This is a genomic window from Streptomyces sp. NPDC050423, assembly GCF_040655445.1.
Classification (GTDB): domain Bacteria; phylum Actinomycetota; class Actinomycetes; order Streptomycetales; family Streptomycetaceae; genus Streptomyces.
In genome coordinates this window covers 136,228-153,114 of sequence record NZ_JBFAJY010000008.1, presented here as the reverse complement: position 1 = coordinate 153,114, position 16,887 = coordinate 136,228, and the positions used below count along the sequence as shown (strand labels likewise).

General features: G+C 70.5%; 13 protein-coding genes. 5 read left to right on the top strand and 8 right to left on the bottom strand.

What is annotated here, in order from left to right:
- The first annotated feature begins 112 nt into the window (after positions 1-112).
- The 5 genes from AB0I52_RS09080 (at position 113) to AB0I52_RS09060 (ending at position 5,794) form a co-directional block, all read left to right on the top strand.
- Positions 113-1,543: a hypothetical protein gene (locus AB0I52_RS09080; protein ID WP_363070395.1), complete on the top strand. Its 1,431-nt coding sequence runs from the start codon at positions 113-115 to the stop codon at positions 1,541-1,543.
- Positions 1,543-2,565 carry a hypothetical protein gene (locus AB0I52_RS09075; protein WP_363070393.1) on the top strand — a complete coding sequence of 341 codons (1,023 nt, stop codon included), beginning with the start codon at positions 1,543-1,545 and terminating at the stop codon, positions 2,563-2,565. The genes AB0I52_RS09080 and AB0I52_RS09075 overlap by 1 nt, the downstream gene beginning before the upstream one ends.
- Positions 2,562-3,788 (top strand): carbohydrate ABC transporter substrate-binding protein, encoded by a 1,227-nt coding sequence (locus tag AB0I52_RS09070; RefSeq protein WP_363070391.1) that lies wholly within the window; start codon positions 2,562-2,564, stop codon positions 3,786-3,788. The genes AB0I52_RS09075 and AB0I52_RS09070 overlap by 4 nt, the downstream gene beginning before the upstream one ends.
- Before the next feature lie 153 nt (positions 3,789-3,941).
- The gene (locus tag AB0I52_RS09065) at positions 3,942-5,525 is read left to right on the top strand and encodes an acyl-CoA carboxylase subunit beta (protein ID WP_363070389.1); all 1,584 of its coding nucleotides are present in this window, start codon (positions 3,942-3,944) and stop codon (positions 5,523-5,525) included.
- Between the two features lie 65 nt (positions 5,526-5,590).
- Entirely contained in the window at positions 5,591-5,794 is a 204-nt protein-coding gene (locus AB0I52_RS09060; protein ID WP_362965348.1) for an acyl-CoA carboxylase subunit epsilon, read from the top strand.
- A 108-nt stretch (positions 5,795-5,902) separates the two neighbouring features.
- Here the strand turns inward: AB0I52_RS09060 and AB0I52_RS09055 are convergent, their stop codons facing one another.
- The 8 genes from AB0I52_RS09055 to AB0I52_RS09020 all read right to left on the bottom strand — a co-directional run bounded on the left by AB0I52_RS09055 (position 5,903) and on the right by AB0I52_RS09020 (position 16,533).
- On the bottom strand, positions 5,903-6,484 hold the full coding sequence (locus tag AB0I52_RS09055) for an ATP/GTP-binding protein (protein ID WP_123461870.1): 582 nt from the start codon (positions 6,482-6,484) through the stop codon (positions 5,903-5,905).
- On the bottom strand, positions 6,465-7,154 hold the full coding sequence (locus AB0I52_RS09050) for a DUF742 domain-containing protein (RefSeq protein WP_363070387.1): 690 nt from the start codon (positions 7,152-7,154) through the stop codon (positions 6,465-6,467). The genes AB0I52_RS09055 and AB0I52_RS09050 overlap by 20 nt, the downstream gene beginning before the upstream one ends.
- A gap of 89 nt (positions 7,155-7,243) precedes the next feature.
- Entirely contained in the window at positions 7,244-7,657 is a 414-nt protein-coding gene (locus AB0I52_RS09045; protein WP_037779127.1) for a roadblock/LC7 domain-containing protein, read from the bottom strand.
- Positions 7,658-7,667: 10 nt separating this feature from the next.
- On the bottom strand, positions 7,668-10,883 hold the full coding sequence (locus tag AB0I52_RS09040) for a nitrate- and nitrite sensing domain-containing protein (RefSeq protein WP_363070385.1): 3,216 nt from the start codon (positions 10,881-10,883) through the stop codon (positions 7,668-7,670).
- Positions 10,884-11,230: 347 nt separating this feature from the next.
- The gene (locus AB0I52_RS09035; RefSeq protein ID WP_073738725.1) at positions 11,231-11,812 is read right to left on the bottom strand and encodes an ATP/GTP-binding protein; all 582 of its coding nucleotides are present in this window, start codon (positions 11,810-11,812) and stop codon (positions 11,231-11,233) included.
- Positions 11,793-12,200, bottom strand: coding sequence for a DUF742 domain-containing protein (locus AB0I52_RS09030; protein ID WP_073738726.1), 408 nt, complete (start codon positions 12,198-12,200; stop codon positions 11,793-11,795). The genes AB0I52_RS09035 and AB0I52_RS09030 overlap by 20 nt, the downstream gene beginning before the upstream one ends.
- Before the next feature lie 133 nt (positions 12,201-12,333).
- On the bottom strand, positions 12,334-12,747 hold the full coding sequence (locus AB0I52_RS09025) for a roadblock/LC7 domain-containing protein (RefSeq protein WP_024495006.1): 414 nt from the start codon (positions 12,745-12,747) through the stop codon (positions 12,334-12,336).
- 9 nt (positions 12,748-12,756) lie between these two features.
- A complete protein-coding gene (locus AB0I52_RS09020) occupies positions 12,757-16,533 on the bottom strand; it encodes a nitrate- and nitrite sensing domain-containing protein (protein ID WP_363070383.1) in 3,777 nt (1,258 codons plus the stop codon).
- Positions 16,534-16,887: the final 354 nt, after the last annotated feature.

The window sequence follows — 16,887 nt, the reverse complement described above, 5'->3', positions numbered from 1 at the left end:
GACAGGCGCCGGCCGAGTACGAGCGGCTGATCGACCTCTCGCACGCCGTCCGCCCGCAGACCTGGTTCTGAGACCTGTCCGGCCCGCAACGACCTCCACTGGAGGCAGCCCCTTGGGAGCCACCGAACCGTCGCCCGCCCGCCGGCTGCCCGTCGGCCTGAAGGTGTCCGTGGACGTCCGGCGCGATCAGCAGCCGCACCACGACGCACGGATCGACGCCCATGTGCGGATCAAGGCGGTCGCGGTGGGGCCGAGCGACGAGGTGCCCGCCGTGGAACTCGCCGTCGTCCTCGCGCTGGACGTCGCCGCGGAGCGCCGGGAGGCAGCGGTCGCCGCGCTGGCCGCCGCCCTGCGCGCCCTGCCCGACGGCCTCTCCTTCACCGTCCTGGGCGGCGCCGACGCGAGCGGGGCGCCGACCGGCTGCTATCCGCTGCGCGGCGGGTGGGCGCTGGCCGGGACGGCGGAGAAGCGCCGGGCCGCGTTCAGCACGGGCCGGATCGCCCCGGCCGCCGCCGGCCGGCCGCCCACCGGATACCCGGTGTGGCTCGCCGCCGCCCGCGAGCTGTTCGACGAGCGCCCGCTGCCGGTGCGGCACCTGCTCCTGATCACCGACGGCAGCAGCCACGACGGTACGGACGACACCGACCTGGCCGACAGCGCGCTGCGCAGCGAACTGGGCCGCTGCGCCGGAAGGTTCACCGCGGACGTGCTGGCGGTCGGCAGCGACTGGGACCCCGCGCCGCTGCTCGCCGTCACCGACCGGCTGCACGGCAGACCCGTCGTCGCGCCGCGCCGGTTCGGCCCCGCGGTCACCGAGGCCGTACAGCGGCTCCGCCGGGTCCGCAGCCCCGAACTGCCCGTCTCGGTGAACGTGCGCCCGGCGGTGCGCGAGGTGACACTGACCCAGACCGCACCCCGCCGGCAGGCGCTCGAAGCGGTGCACCGGGCGGACGAGCCGCGCCGGTTCGACTTCCCCACCCACCAGTGGGAGCCGGGCACCCGCGACTACCTCCTCACCCTGCGCGCCGACGCGAGCACCGACCCGCTGGGCGTGCTGCTGCAACTGGCCACCGTCTCCATCGGCGACTCCACCGCGTCCCTCCTGGTCCACTGGCTGCCGCCCGGAGTCGCGGTGGGAGCGGGGGCGACCGGCGGCGGGGGCGCCTCCCTCCAGGCGATGAACGTCGACACCCAGATGCGGATCGCCCTCGACCGCGGATACCTCGCCCTGGACCCGCTGAACCGGGGCGAGGCCGAGCGGCAGTTCGGCCTCGCGGTCAGGCTGGCCCACAAGTTCAGCACCGACTGGGTCCTGGACCAGGCCGGCGAGGTGGTCGAGATCGTGGACCGCACCCGGGGCGTGGTCCGGGTCGGCCCCGCCGTGGACCGGGGCACCGTGCGCCGGGGCCGGCTGCACATCGCCTCCGGCCACCTGCTGGAGCTGCCCGGACACTCCACCGGGAAGCCGGCGAACTGCCCGGACTGCGGTCACCTCGCCGGGCCGCGCGCCACCTACTGCATCTCCTGCGGAAGGCGGCTGTGATGCCCTGGCCGGCCCGGTGGACACGCGCCTCGCGGACCCGCGGGGGTGGCTCCCGCACCAGGCGGCTGCTCGAACTGCACCTGGCCCTACTGGTGGTGACCGCACTCGCCTCGATGACCGTCCTGCTCGTCTCCTACCGCGAGGTGCAGAACGCCGCGGGCGAGATGCGCACCCACGGCGCGCCGGCTGTCCAGGGAGTCTCCGCCACCCAGCTCGCACTGCTCCGCGCCCACCAGGAGGCACAGGACTCCGTCGCCAACGAGATCGACGGGGTGATCGGTGCCGGGGCGCGGTACGAGAACCAGCTGTCCGCCGCCGAGCAGGGCCTGTCCCGGCTCTCCGACGTACAGATCGACGGTGAACGCGGCCGGGGCGTGCTCAGAACGGTCAACGGCCTGCTGACCTCGTACAGCAGCTCCATGACGCCCGGCACGGTCAAATACGTGGACGACGACTTGATGCAGCGGGAGAAGTTCGAAGAGGCCGAACGCATCCTCCGGCGGGAGGGCACCGGAGTGGTGCCGCGCCTGGACGTCCTGCAGAAGCACCAGATGCAACGGGTCGACAGGATCAGCTCCATGGGCGCGCTCCAGCAGACCGGCTGGGCCGTCGCCGAACTGGGCCTGCTCGTCCTGGCCCTGACCGCGCTCTCCGCGCTGTGGGTGCTGCGCCGCCGCTGCGGGCGCAGCCACGACCCCTGGCTGCTGCTGTCGCTGCTGGCAGCCGTCGCCCTGGCCGTCGTCCCGCTCTGGGCGACCACCGTCACCCAGGAACGGCTGGACACCGCCCGCGGCCGACTGGTCGCGATCGAGCAGCGCGCCCACCACGACGACCGCAGGGAGCTGGCCGGCTCCCAGCAGTTCGTCACCGACAACTCCACCACCGTGCGCGGCGGGCTGGCCGCCCAGCGCTGGCAGAGCTGGACGTACTACGGGGCATTGGGTGGCGGCGCGCTGATCGTCCTGCTGCCGGCCGTCGGCATCTGCCGCCGGCTCAACGCCGACTACTGGAGGGCCGGATGACCCGGCGCACCCGTGCCCTGCTGCTCGTCCTCGCCCTGCTCCTGACCGCCGCGGGCTGCGGGCTCTCGGCGCCCGGCGGCAGCGACGAGGAGCCGAAGGTGACGATCCTCGGCCCGTGGACCGACGACCAGGAGCGGCACTTCAAGGAGGTGCTGGACGGCTTCGGCATCCCGTACACCTACCAGGGGACCGCCGCCACCCGCGAGGTGCTGCTCGCCGAGGTGCAGGCCGGCAACCCGCCCGACATCGCGATCCTGCCGGGCGTCGGCGAGCTCGTCGAGTACGCCGGCCAGCTGCGGTCGCTGAGTGGGCTGTACGAGGCCAAGGAGTACGGGAGCCCCTGGCAGCCCAGGGCGGAGGACATCCCCGACAAGCTGTGGGTACCGCTCAAGGCCGATCTCAAGTCGATCGTCTGGTACCGCGGAGCCGCCCCGGACCGGAGTCCCGCACCGCTGGACGCCTGGTGCATCGGCATGGGCGACGACGGCTCCTCCGGCTGGCCCGGCAGCGACTGGATCGAGGACCTCATCCTCCAGCGTGAGGGCTCGGCGGTCTACGAGCAGTGGGCGACCGGCGAACTGAATTGGACCGAAGGACCCGTGGTCAGGGCCTGGACCGCCTGGGCCGGACTGCTGGCCGAGGACCGGAAGGCGGCCCGCACAGCGCTGATGAACGACCACCGCGGTCCGGTCGGGGGCCACGGCCTGCTCTTCGGCGGTGGCTGCGCCCTGGAGCACCAGGGCTCCTTCGCCCGCGCCTTCTACGGGGACCGGAAGGAGCGGGCCGAATTCATGGACTCGGCGTCCCTGCTGCCCGGCGGCCCGTACAAGGTGCAGGCCCACGAGGTGTCGGCCGACTTCGCCGCGCTGTTCGGCCGGAGCGGCCCGGCCCGTGACATGATCAGGCGGCTCGCCTCCCGGGACGGGCAGGAGGACTGGGGGCGCAGGGGCGGGGTGTTCTCACCGAACGCGGCGGTCCCGGCCAAGGAGGGCGCGGTCGAGAAGGAGATCAGCAGCCGCTTCACCGATCGGCTGCCGCTCTGCCTGGACGCCTCCGACGTCATGCCCGCCGCCGTGCGGGACGCCTTCTACGAGGCGGTGCTGCTGACCGTCGCGCATCCGGAGAAACCGGTACGGGAGCTGCTGAAGGGCATCCAGAAGGTCCAGGACGCCCAGTCGTCCGACATCCCCCGGCTGACCGGGGTGTGCGGCAGGCCACAGTGATCCCCTGTGGGATTCCCACAAGCGGCGAGGGGTGCGGGCTGGCACTTCGCCTGCATGGCGCAAGCCTTCTGTCAGGCTCCACCAGGAAACCGGGCGGGAGACTGTACGGAGTCGACGGCAGGATTTTCTTGTCGGGCTTCGTAGGGTCGGTACATGACCGTTGTGGACGAAACCCCGGGCGAGCAGAGCGACACCCGCGGCCGGGTGGCCGAACTCCTGGCACTGCGCGAGCAGGCCCGGCGCGGACCGAGTGACCGGGCGACCGAGGCGCAGCACGCCAAGGGCAAGCTGACGGCGCGTGAGCGCATCGAGCTGCTCGTGGACCCGGACTCGTTCAGGGAGGTCGAACAGCTGCGCCGGCACCGGGCGACCGGCTTCGGCCTGGAGGCCAAGAAGCCGTACACCGACGGTGTCATCACCGGCTGGGGCACGGTCGAGGGCCGGACCGTCTTCGTCTACGCGCACGACTTCCGGATCTTCGGCGGCGCGCTGGGCGAGGCCCACGCCACCAAGATCCACAAGATCATGGACATGGCCATCTCGGCCGGTGCCCCGCTGGTCTCGCTGAACGACGGCGCCGGCGCCCGTATCCAGGAGGGCGTCTCGGCGCTCGCCGGGTACGGCGGCATCTTCCAGCGCAACACCCGGGCCTCCGGTGTCATCCCGCAGATCAGCGTGATGCTGGGCCCGTGCGCGGGCGGCGCGGCCTACAGCCCGGCCCTCACCGACTTCGTCTTCATGGTCCGCGAGACCTCGCAGATGTTCATCACCGGACCGGACGTCGTGAAGGCGGTCACCGGCGAGGAGATCACCCAGAACGGCCTCGGCGGCGCCGATGTGCACGCCGAGACCTCGGGCGTCGCGCACTTCGCGTACGACGACGAGGAGACCTGCATCGCCGAGGTCCGCTACCTGATCGGGATGCTGCCCTCGAACAACCGTGAGAACCCGCCCACGGTCGCGAGCGACGACCCGGCCGACCGGCGCGGCGACGTTCTGCTGGACCTGGTGCCCGCCGACGGCAACCGCCCGTACGACATGCACAAGGTCATCGAGGAGCTCGTCGACGACGGCGACTATCTGGAGATCCACGAGCGCTGGGCCCGCAACATCATCTGCGCCCTGGCCCGCTTGGACGGTCAGGTCGTCGGCATCGTCGCCAACCAGCCGCAGGCCCTGGCCGGTGTCCTGGACATCGAGGCGAGCGAGAAGGCCGCCAGGTTCGTCCAGATGTGTGACGCGTTCAACATTCCCATCGTCACTCTTTTGGACGTACCCGGCTTCCTGCCCGGTGTGGATCAGGAGCACGGTGGAATCATCCGGCACGGGGCGAAGCTGCTCTACGCCTACTGCAACGCCACGGTGCCGAGGATCTCGCTGATCCTGCGCAAGGCCTACGGCGGTGCGTACATCGTCATGGACAGCCAGTCCATCGGCGCCGACCTCACCTACGCCTGGCCCACCAACGAGATCGCGGTGATGGGCGCCGAGGGCGCCGCCAACGTCATCTTCCGCCGCCAGATCGCCGACGCCGAGGACCCGGAGGCCATGCGGACCCGCATGGTCAAGGAGTACAAGGCCGAACTGATGCATCCGTACTACGCCGCCGAGCGCGGCCTGGTCGACGACGTCATCGACCCCGCCGAGACCCGCGAGGTGCTGATCGCCTCGCTCGCCATGCTCCGGTCCAAGCACGCCGACCTGCCGTCCCGCAAGCACGGCAACCCGCCGCAGTAGTCAGCGGCCCCGCAGCAACCCCGCCAGGCCCCGCGAAGGCCTGCCGAGAAGACGGAGAGACATTCATGAGCACTGCCGCCGAGTCCGTGCTGCGCGTCGAGAAGGGTCTTGCCGACCCCGAGGAGCTGGCCGCCATAACCGCGGTCCTGCTCGCCCGCGCCGCCGCCCAGCCCGCAGCCGCCCCTACCCACCGAGGCCGTAACACCGCCGGCTGGCGCCGCCTGGAGCGCACCCCCGGCTTCCGGGCCCCCCACAGCTGGCAGGGCTGACCCCCCCCGGCCCGCCAAGGACTGTCCCCAGCCTTCAGAGGGCCCGCACGCCGAAAAGGCCCCGCACTCCCGGAGGAGTGCGGGGCCTCACGTACATCCGGGGCGCCCCTACCGCAGGCGCGCCATCAACGCGTGCTCCACCAAAGTGATCAACGCGCTCTTCGCATCTGCCCGATGCCGCGCGTCCGTGACCAGAATCGGCGTGTCGGGTCCGATCTGGAGCGCTTCGCGCACCTCGTCGGGGGTGTAGGGCTGGTGTCCGTCGAAGCCGTTGAGGGCGATGACGAAGGGGAGTCCGCTGTTCTCGAAGTAGTCGACGGCGGGGAAGCAGTCGGCGAGGCGGCGGGTGTCCACCAGCACGACGGCGCCGATGGCGCCGCGTACGAGGTCGTCCCACATGAACCAGAAGCGGTCCTGTCCGGGGGTACCGAAGAGGTACAGGATCAGGTCCTGGTCCAGGGTGATACGTCCGAAGTCCATGGCCACCGTAGTGGTGGTCTTGTCCCCGGTGTGTGTCAGGTCGTCGATGCCCGCGGATGCGGACGTCATCACGGCTTCGGTGCGCAGCGGATTGATCTCCGAAACGGCACCGACAAACGTGGTCTTACCCACGCCGAAGCCCCCTGCCACCACGATCTTCGCCGAGGTAGTGGAGCGGGCCGCTCCGCCGCTAGAGCTTGCGAAGTCCACTGAGCACCCTTTCGAGCAGTGTCACATCTGGCTGGCCGCCGGCGGACTCTTCGCCGCCGGGCTGGTGGATAGCGACGAGTCCGGCCTCTGCCAGGTCGGCTACGAGGATCCGGGCAACGCCGAGAGGGATCGAGAGCAGGGCCGAGATCTCGGCCACCGACTTGATCTCGATGCACAGCCGGCAGATCCGCTGGTGCTCGGGCAACTGCCCTTGCAACCGGGACGGATCAGCCGTCGTACTGACCAACGCCTCAATGGCGAGTTGGTAGCGCGGTCGGGTCCGTCCACCTGTCATGGCGTACGGACGAACCAGCGGATTGTGCGCGGTGGGAGCAGCCGGCTCGGGGGCCCACTGCGGCTCCACCGGCTGAATGCGGGGCGGCGGCTGCGGGGAGTCGTACCGGTGCGGGCGCTGCGGCCGCTCGGGCTGCTGAGGCTGCTGAGGCCACTGCGAACCCTGCGTGTTCTGCGGCCAGTCGTCCGAGCCCCGCGTGTCCTGCTGCGGCCAGTCGTCCGAGCCCTGAGCACGCCGGGGCTGTCGGAACGGCTGGAAACGCCGCTGCCCGCCTTCTCTGCCGGACGAGGAGGGGAAGTCGAAGCCATCGCCCCTGTGCTCACCCGGTACCTGCTGACCACCGTTGAACTGGTGTCCGCCTGGGGGTGTACCCACGATTCCTCCTCCGCCTGCCGGTCCCGGTCCCAGTGGGTCCGCGCCACCGCACCTTATGGCGCGGTGACGCGAAACGCACTGTCTGTCTACTAGTTAAGAAGACTTCCCTGAAGTTCGGCGCGGAGGTCCGGGGTGAGGACACCACCGGCGCGATCGACCAGAAGCGCCATTTCGTACCCAACCAGACCGATATCGGCATCCGGGTGTGCAAGAACGGCCAGGGAAGATCCGTCGGAGACGGACATGATGAAGAGGAATCCTCGCTCCATCTCCACAACTGTCTGATTCACGGCGCCGCCTTCGAAGATCCGGGAGGCACCCGCGGTCAGCGAGGTAAGGCCGGAGGCGACAGCCGCCAGCTGGTCGGCGCGGTCGCGCGGGAAACCTTCGGACATCGCCAGCAGCAGGCCGTCTGCGGAGACCACCACCGTGTGCGACACCCCGGGGGTGTTGTCCACGAAGTTGGTGATCAACCAGTTCAGATTCTGCGCCGCCTGGCTCATCGGGCTCACACTAACGCTCCTGGTTGTAGGTATTACTGCTGTCCGAACCCGCGTTACGTCCCCGCAGGACGCCCCGTCGCAGGTTGCTCAACCTGCCACGCACGTCCTCCGGGGCGCGGGAGACCTGGGGGCCGCCCTGCTGGGTCTGCTCGGCCGTGCCCTCGATCAGATTGGCCTTGGGCACGCGCCGGGGAAGACCGGACGGGGTGACCCCGCCCGCCTTCGGGTCCCGGAGCTTCTCGGCCCGCTCCCAGCGCTCGTCGTTCGCCGAGCGCCAGTCGTCCGTTCCGTCCGCTTCCTGCTGCGCGGGCGACGGCTGCTGCGGCGGTTCCTGCGGCTGCTCCTGCGCTGCGGCGGGCCGGCCGTTCCCACGTCCGGTGGGCTGCCAGTGCTGCTGGCCGCCCCGGCGTGGCAGACCGGCCTCGGTGATCTCGTGACCGGAGTTCGGGACGGGGCCCGAACTCTCGAAGCCTACGCGCTCCTGCGACGCGGCGGGCGCGCTCCCGACAGATTCCGGCTCGGCCTGCGCCAAGGGTTCGTACCCACCCTGGTATGCGCTCTGAGCTGGCCACTCCTCCTGCTGGGGCTGGGCGTTGTACTGCCCGTCGTAGGCCTGCTGAGGTGTCTCGGGGGCCGCGTACGCCGACTCCGGATAGCCGTTCTCCCCGTTGTGGCCGGGCTGCTGGGCGTAGCCGGCGTCACCGCGGAACGGGTCGTAGCCGCCCTCGTACGCGGCCTGTCCGTACTGCGGCTCCTGCTGCCCGTCCTGCTGCGGTTCCCGGGCGTACTGGTCCGCGGTGTGCTGGTCCGCGTTGTAGGGGGCCTCGCTGTACGGGGCCTGCGCGTACTGCTCCTGCGACTCCTGCCGCGGGAATGGCGGGTTCTCGTCGCCGGCCGGCGTCTCCAGCGCCGCGCGGCGCTCCCCCCGCATCAGCGAGCGGCCCACCGGGTCGAGCTGCGCGGACTCCTGCGACGGCTCCCCGTAGCGCGAGTCGTCGAAACCGAGCTCCGCCGCCGTGAGCATCGGAGGCTGCGTCGGCGGCAGCGTCGCGTCGAGGGCCTGCTGCTGCGGAATGATCGAGGAGACCGTGAAGTCGTCCTGCGCGGGGGCGCCTTCGCCGCCGCCACCGTGGGTGATCGCGTCCGGCAGCATGACCAGCGAGGTGGTTCCGGCCTGCTCGCCCGAGGGGCGCAGCTGGACCCGGATGCCGTGCCGGTCGGCGAGCCGGCCGACCACGAACAGGCCCATGCGCTGGGAGACCGCGGCGTCCACCGTCGGCGGGTTGGCCAGCTTGTGGTTGATGTCGGCGAAGTCCTCGGCGGTGAGGCCGATGCCCTTGTCGTGGATCTCGATCATCACGCGGCTGTCGGGCAGCCGGGTCGCGGTGACCCGCACCTTGGTCTGTGGCGAGGAGAACGTCGTGGCGTTCTCCAGCAGCTCGGCCAGCAGGTGCACGAGGTCGGTGACGGACTGGCCGTGGATCTCCGTCTCCGGCACGCCCGAGAGCTCGATGCGCTGATAGGACTCCACCTCCGAGGAGGCGGCCCTGAGCACGTCCACCAGCGGCACCGGCTGGTTCCAGCGGCGGCCGGGCTCCTCACCGGCGAGCACCAGGAGGTTCTCGCCGTTGCGGCGCATCCGGGTCGCGAGGTGGTCCAGCCGGAAGAGGCTCTCCAGCTGGTCCGGGTCGGCCTCGTTGTTCTCCAGGTCGGTGATGAGGGTCAGCTGGCCCTCGATGAGCGACTGGTTGCGGCGCGACAGGTTGGTGAAGATCGCGTTGACGTTGCCCCGCAGCATGGCCTGCTCGGCCGCCAGCCGCACCGCCTCGCGGTGCACCTGGTCGAAGGCGCGGGCGACCTCGCCGATCTCGTCCTGGCTGTTGATCGGGATCGGCTGGACGCGGGTGTCCACCCGGCCCGGGTCGGCCCGGGACAGCTGGTCGACCAGCGAGGGCAGCCGCTGCTCGGCGATGCCGAAGGCGGCGTTGCGCAGCCGGAGCATCGAGCGGCTCATCTGGCGGGCCATGAGGCCGGCCAGGACGAAGGCGGCCAGCAGGGCGACGAGCACGATCGCGGCGTTGACGACGGCGTCGGTCCTGGCGCCGGACGAGATGCTCGCCGCCTCGGTCACGGCCTTGTCGACGAGCTCTTCCTCGACGGTGGTGTACCCGTCGAACTTCGCGGTGGCCGCGGCCATCCAGGTCTCGGGGGTGATCCCCTTCGCCTTGAGCTGGGCGGGGCTCCTGCCCAGTGCGAGCTGCTGGGCCATCCCGTCGAAGACCGAGCCGTCGACGGTGGGCGGCGTCACGAACGGCACACCCGCCGCGTCGGCCTGCTCCTTGGCGGTCTTGACCTTGGCCGCACCCTCGGCCGCCTTGCCGGCCATGACCTTCTTCAGCCGGGCCGCGTCCGCATCCGTACCGCCGGAGACGAATTCACCGAGGGCGATCTGCTCCAGGTAGTTGTACGAGCCGAAGGCCTTGACCTGGTCGTTGAACTTGCCGCCCACCTGGCTGGGCCGCACCAGCAAATGCATGCCGATGGAGCGCTGAAGCGATTCTGCAGCCTTGGCCAGCTCGATTGCGTAGACGGTACGGCCGTAACTGGTGATGTTGCCCGTGCCGAGGCCGAGCTCGTTGCAGAACTCCATGAGGGAGTGCTGCACCTGGACGTAGCCCTCTTCGGTCTTCACCGGGTCCATGGCCTCGGCGTAGGCGGCCTTGCGCAGGTCGGGAAGGGTGGGCTCCTCCAGCCTGAACAGCTTGAGGCGCCGCTCCAGGCCCTGCTTGGCGGGCATGTCCTTCACGGCCGTGTCGAACTTCTCCGCGGCCGCGTCGGTGGTGGCCCGTACCTGGGTGACGACCGCCGCGTCGCGCTTGTTGGACAGCAGGGGCTGGGCGGAGAGGTCGCGCTCGTTCAGCAGCGCCTGGCCGTACTCGGAGGCCGCGCGCACGATCAGCGCGGTCTTCTCGGCGTCCCGGGCCTCCTGCCAGGTGTCGATCGACCCCTTCACCTGGAAGCCGCCCATGACCAGGCCGACCAGTACGGGGATCAGGAGGATCGCGTTCAGCCGGGTGGGCACCCGCCAGTTGCGCGGGGACATCCGGCTGGTGCTGCCACCGGCCGGCGTCCCTCCGGACACGTCGGCGGACGACGCCGCGGCGCGCGGCGGGGTGAAGTTGCCCCGCTCCGGCAGCGCTGTGGAGCCCTCGTTGTTACGCCTCACTCGACCAACAACCTCTCGGCGTCGGCACCTACGCTGTGCCGTGTTTTGTTCAGGGCCGTACTACTCGGGGGTTCGTCGAATTGCAGCACGGGGAACGGTCGCGTTCCAAACAGTCGGAATAGGCCATTCCGAGTGGTACAGGCCTCAGATAAAACGGGCATAAAGAACGAGCCCCGCCAAAAGGCGGGGCTCATGTGAGCACAGCGGTACCGCTCGTGCGCGTCGGGTATCGGCCGTGAGGTAATTCTCTTTCGAAACGTTATGAACACGGGGGCGGATCGTGTCAAAGGACACAGTCCACCCCCGTGTGACTACTTTAACTGCCGTACGGCAATACCGACTTGTGCCTACTTGAGCCGCGCCATCAACGCGTGCTCCACCAGCGTGATCAGACCGCTCTTGGCATCACCGCGGTGCCGGGCGTCGGTCGTGATGATGGGCGTGTCGGGTCCGATCTGGAGCGCTTCGCGCACCTCGTCGGGGGTGTAGGGCTGGTGTCCGTCGAAGCCGTTGAGGGCGATGACGAAGGGGAGTCCGCTGTTCTCGAAGTAGTCGACGGCGGGGAAGCAGTCGGCGAGGCGGCGGGTGTCCACCAGCACGACGGCGCCGATGGCGCCGCGTACGAGGTCGTCCCACATGAACCAGAAGCGGTCCTGTCCGGGGGTACCGAAGAGGTACAGGATCAGGTCCTGGTCCAGGGTGATACGTCCGAAGTCCATGGCCACCGTAGTGGTGGTCTTGCCTCCGGTGTGTGTCAGGTCGTCGATGCCCGCGGACGCGGACGTCATCACGGCCTCGGTGCGCAGCGGATTGATCTCCGAAACGGCACCGACAAACGTGGTCTTACCCACGCCGAACCCGCCCGCCACCACGATCTTCGCCGAGGTGGTGGCACGGGCCGCACCGCCGCTAGAGCTTGCGAAGTCCACTGAGTACCCTTTCGAGCAGTGTCACATCCGGCGCGCCGCCGGCCTCTCCGTTGCCCGGCTGGTGGATGGCCACCATGCCGGCTTCCGCCAGGTCCGCCACGAGGATCCTGGCCACGCCGAGCGGCATCGACAGCAGGGCCGACACCTCGGCCACCGACTTGACCTCACGGCACAGGTGGCAGATCCGCTGGTGCTCGGGGAGCAGCGTTCCCAGGTGCGCGGGGTCGGCCGTGGTGCTGACCAGCGCCTCTATCGCTAGTTGGTAGCGCGGTCGGGTCCGTCCGCCGGTCATGGCGTACGGACGAACCAGCGGCTGGTCGCCTTCACCTTCGTACGACGCGTGGTTCAGCGCGCCGTACGGATCGGGTGAGGCGGGTGGCGGGGTCATGAATCCTCCGGGCGTGACAGCAGGGTGTCGGCGTGCCGTCTGAAGGGGCCGGTGGGGGGATCTAAGCGGCCGGACGGGCGAGGGTTGATTGCGGTACCTGGGGTAGTCGTCTGTGTCACCGATTCACGGCCGCCTAGTGGAGCAGGCTGCCCTGGAGCTCGGCACGGAGGTCCGGGGTGAGGACAGTGCCCGCCCGGTCCACCAGCAGAGCCATTTCGTACCCGACCAGACCGATGTCGGCGTCCGGATGGGCCAGTACGGCAAGTGAGGAACCGTCCGAGACGGACATCAGGAAGAGGAACCCGCGTTCCATCTCCACCACGGTCTGGCTGACGGCGCCGCCTTCGAAGATCCGGGAGGCACCCGCGGTCAGCGAGGTCAGACCGGAGGCGACAGCCGCCAGCTGGTCGGCGCGGTCGCGCGGGAAACCTTCGGACATCGCCAGCAGCAGGCCGTCTGCGGAGACCACCACCGTGTGCGACACCCCGGGGGTGTTGTCCACGAAGTTGGTGATCAACCAGTTCAGATTCTGCGCGGCCTGACTCATCGGGCTCAACTAACGCTCCTGCTGGTGAGTGGGGCCGAGTGGGAAACTGCCGGTCGACTGGCCGTTGTTGGCCTGACGCCCCTGCTGGATGCCCCGGCGGAGATTGGTAAGCCGCCCGCGCACATCATCGGGCGCACGCGACACCTGGGGACCGGACTGATGGTTCTGCTGCTGGGCGGTGCCCGGCACCAGATTGGCACGCGGTACCCGGCGGGGCAGACCGGACGTGGTGATTCCGCCGGCTGCGGGCTTCTTCACCCGCTCCGCCTGCCGGACGAGTTCGTCGTTCGGCGAGGCGCGCCAGGAGCTCGTGACGCCGTTGGTGTCACCCGTACCGCGCTGCGGTGCGGGCGGAGCGGGGGGCTGCTCGTCGGTGGACTGCTGGGGGAAGTCCGGTGCCTGCGGTGCGGCGGGCGGCTGCTGGCTGTTCTGCTGCTGGACGTTCTGCTGGGGACCGTGGAACCAGTTCGTCTCCAGCGTGTCGTACAGCGGCGTACGGCCGTCGCCGGGCCCGGAGGCCGGCGGCAGCGCCTCGGGCTGCCGGTACTGCGGCTCAGGCGCGACGGGCGGACGCGGAGCACCGAAGTCCTCGTTGCCGCGGTCGCGCCGGACGGGCGCGGGCTGCCCCTGGCCCTGTCCCTGGTCCTGTGGACGGCCGAAGTCGGGGCGGGCGAACTGCGCCGTGCTCGCCGGGTCCGGCGTCTGCGGCGCGCCGGCCCCGTACTGCGGACCCGGAGCGGGCGCCGAGAAGTCCGGGCGGGCGAACTCCGAGGTGGCGCCGGGGTTCTGCCGGTCGTCCATCGGCGGACGCGGGCTGAGCGGCGGCAGGTTCGGCCGCTGGAACTGGCTGGTGGACTCGGGCTCCTCGTGACCGCGGGGGGCGTCGAGCGGGGAGCGCTGCTGGGGTGCGGACTGCTCCTCGGAGCCCCAGCTGGTGGTCTGCGGGCGCTGCGGACCGGGATATCCCTGGCCCGGAGAGCTCGGGGACGGGCTGCCACCGGGCAGTTCGGCACGCGGACCGCCGACGGGGGGCAGCTGACGGCCGTTCCCGCCCGGACCGCCGGGCTGCTGGAAGCCGCCCTGGTCCGCCGGGTTCTGCCGGCCGGGGCCGTTGCCCGCACCCTGGCTGTTCTGCTCCGGCCGCCGCTGGGCGAACAGCCCGCCGGGCTGGCCCGAGTCGCTGCGTCCGGCGCCGTCGCCCTGGCCGCGGGCGCCCAGCCGGGCACCGCCACCGAAGGCGCCGGAGAGTCCGCCGCCCTGACGCGGCGGCCCCTGACGCGAGCCGTCCTGCGGCTGCCGGCCCTGCGGACCGGTGCCGGACAGCCCGGCGCTCTGGAAGCCGGAGTTCTGCTGGCTGTTCTGACCGGGCTGACCCGGCTGACCCGGCTGGTTCTGGGACCGGCCGGTGGTGTCCCGGGCGGGCAGTGCGGCCCGCGGACCGGAGCCCGCGCCGACCTGACCGCGGTTGGCACCCGGACCGGCCGGGAGCCGGCCGCCCGGGGCCGACGGTGAGCTGTCGAGACCGGGGCGGGGAGCGTTGCCGCCCGCGAGCAGCCCACCGGAGGGCGCGCCGCCGGCGAGCAGGCCGCCGGGAGCGGACTGCTGGCCCTGGGCCTGCTTCGGAACCGGCATCTTGCCGCCGTGCGCGACATCGACGGGGAGCATGACCAGCGCGGTCGTACCACCGGAGTCGGAGGGCCGCAGCTGGATACGGATGCCGTGACGCAGGGACAGCCGGCCGACCACGAACAGACCCATGCGGCGGGAGACCGAGACATCCACGGTGGGCGGCGAGGCGAGCCGCTCGTTGATCGCGGCGAGGTCCTCGGGGGAGAGCCCGATACCCGTGTCGTGGATCTCGACGAGCACCCGGCCGTCGGGCAGCGCGTGACCGGTGACCCGGACCTTCGTCTGCGGCGAGGAGAACGACGTGGCGTTCTCCAGCAGCTCGGCGAGGAGGTGCACGAGGTCGTTGACGACGCGTCCCGCGACCTCGGTGGCGGGCACCGCGGCCAGTTCGATGCGCTCGTACTGCTCCACCTCGGAGGCGGCGGCACGGAGCACGTCGACCAGCGGCACCGGACGGGTCCACCGGCGGCCCGGCTCCTCGCCCGCGAGGACGAGGAGGTTCTCACCGTTACGGCGCATACGGGTCGCGAGGTGGTCGAGCTTGAAGAGCGAGGACAGCTGGTCCGGGTCGGCCTCGCGCGACTCCAGCTCGGAGATGAGCGAGAGCTGACGCTGGATGAGGCCCTGCGAGCGACGCGAGAGGTTGGTGAACATCGCGTTGACGTTGCCTCGGAGGAGGGCCTGCTCGGCGGCGAGCCGGACGGCCTCGCGGTGCACGTCGTCGAAGGCCGCGGCGACCTTGCCGATCTCGTCCCGGGAGTGCACACCGACCGATTCGACCGAGGTGTCGACGTCCTGCGGGTCGGCCTCGGAGAGCTGCTTGACGAGCTCCGGCAGCCGGTCCTGGGCGACGCGCGTCGCGGTGTCCTGGAGCTGGCGCAGCGAGCGGATCATGGACCGGGCGACGACGAAGGCGCCGACCAGCGATACGCCGAGCACCAGCAGGATGAGCGCACCGCTGATGATCGCTTCGCGCTGGGACTGGTCGCGCAGTTCGCGCGCCTTGCCCTCCATGTCGCTGAGGAGCGTCTCCTCGATCTGCTTCATGGCCTGGATCTTGGTGGAGTCCTGGTCGTACCAGTCGAGGTACGAACGCCGGGCCGTCCCGGTCATGCTGGTCGGGCTGTCGAGCACCTTCTTGGCGTAGGTGTCGGCGGCCTTGATCTCGGGGTTGCCCTCGTCCAGCGTCGCGGTCAGCTCGTCCGCGTTGTTGCCGGTGGTCGTGTAGATCGACCCGAATGAGCGACGCGCCAGGTCTTCCTTGCGCAGCGCCGCCAGGCCGAACTGCCGGTCGTTCGAATCGAGGCTCGGCTGCTTGTCGTTGCCACCCGGCAGCGCCGCGGCGATGATCGCGCGCTGGACCGAGGCGTACTCCTTGGCGGAGGAGAAGGCCGCCAGGGCACGGGTCCGCTTGATCATCTCGGGGCTGCTGGTCGCCTGCGCCATGTCCTGCGAGAGGCTCAGCAGCGAGGTGATCAGCTGGCTGTAGGCGTCGACGGTCTGCAGGCTCGGGGTGTCCTTGGCGAACGCCTGCTTGCGGATGTCGCGGATGCCGCCCAACTGCGAGGCGATCTGCTGGACGCTGGAGTGGATGCTCTCCAGGGCCTCGTCGCCCTCGGTGTCACCGATGTCGTTCGTCGCGGTGAGGAACGCCTTCTTCGCGCGGTCGGTCTTCTTCCGCGGCTCGGTGACCTTGAAGTCGGTGGCGGGCACTCCGTTGGACAGCGGGCCCGCCGACCGGTCGCGCTCCTCCTGGAGCGCCTGGGCCAGCGAGGTCGCCTGCTTGGTCATCCTGGTCAGCAGCTGCATGTGCTCCAGCTGCTGGATGTCGTTCATGGACTCGTTGATGCGGAGGCCGCCCAGGGTGGTCGCCACGACCACGGGGAGGGCCAGCAGGGAGACGAGACGCGTGCTGATGCGCCAGTTGCGGAGAGCTATGCGCGACCCTGTGTTGACCGGGCCCTGCGGCTTGAGTGACGTGATCGGATCGGAGCCGCCGTTCGCCGCGGCGCCGGAGCGCTTGGCGCGGTCGCTGTTGTCGCCGGCCGCGGCCGGTCCGGGGTTTTGGGCGTGCTGGGGCGAGGAGCCGCGGTCGGTCCCGCCGCGCGGCTCCTGTTCGGCCGCCGCGCTGCCATCCCTCTTGAAACGTCCCTGCACTAGCGTCGCAACCTCTGGACCAGGCGTTCCCCCCGTCATGGACGGATGGAACGGTGTCGGCGTCGTGGGGCGTTGTACCGCCCCATGGTGGTCTTGAGTGACCGGCGTTCTTCCCCTTCCCGCCGCCACTCGGCTCGGCGCTGCGTTGCGCCCCCTGCGCGCTGGCCTGAAACCTGCGGCGGTGCGTGGAATTCCAGCACAGTGCAGGATCTCCAACAAGGGCCGGGTACCGGGCTGTGACCTGGGTGACACGTTGTGATGGCGGCGTAACAAGCCGTGGAGCCGGTTCACCGCCATAACGGACTATTGCGGGTGAATCAGGTGAGAGTGGTGGGTGTCCCAGACGACATGATC

Coding starts and splice junctions, on each gene's coding strand:
- AB0I52_RS09075 (WP_363070393.1), top strand. CDS start 1,543: ATGCCCTGGCCGGCCCGGTGGACACGCGCCTCGCGGACCCGCGGGGGT.
- AB0I52_RS09070 (WP_363070391.1), top strand. CDS start 2,562: ATGACCCGGCGCACCCGTGCCCTGCTGCTCGTCCTCGCCCTGCTCCTG.
- AB0I52_RS09065 (WP_363070389.1), top strand. CDS start 3,942: ATGACCGTTGTGGACGAAACCCCGGGCGAGCAGAGCGACACCCGCGGC.
- AB0I52_RS09060 (WP_362965348.1), top strand. CDS start 5,591: ATGAGCACTGCCGCCGAGTCCGTGCTGCGCGTCGAGAAGGGTCTTGCC.
- AB0I52_RS09045 (WP_037779127.1), bottom strand. CDS start 7,657: ATGAGCCAGGCGGCGCAGAATCTGAACTGGTTGATCACCAACTTCGTG.
- AB0I52_RS09030 (WP_073738726.1), bottom strand. CDS start 12,200: ATGACCCCGCCACCCGCCTCACCCGATCCGTACGGCGCGCTGAACCAC.
- AB0I52_RS09025 (WP_024495006.1), bottom strand. CDS start 12,747: ATGAGTCAGGCCGCGCAGAATCTGAACTGGTTGATCACCAACTTCGTG.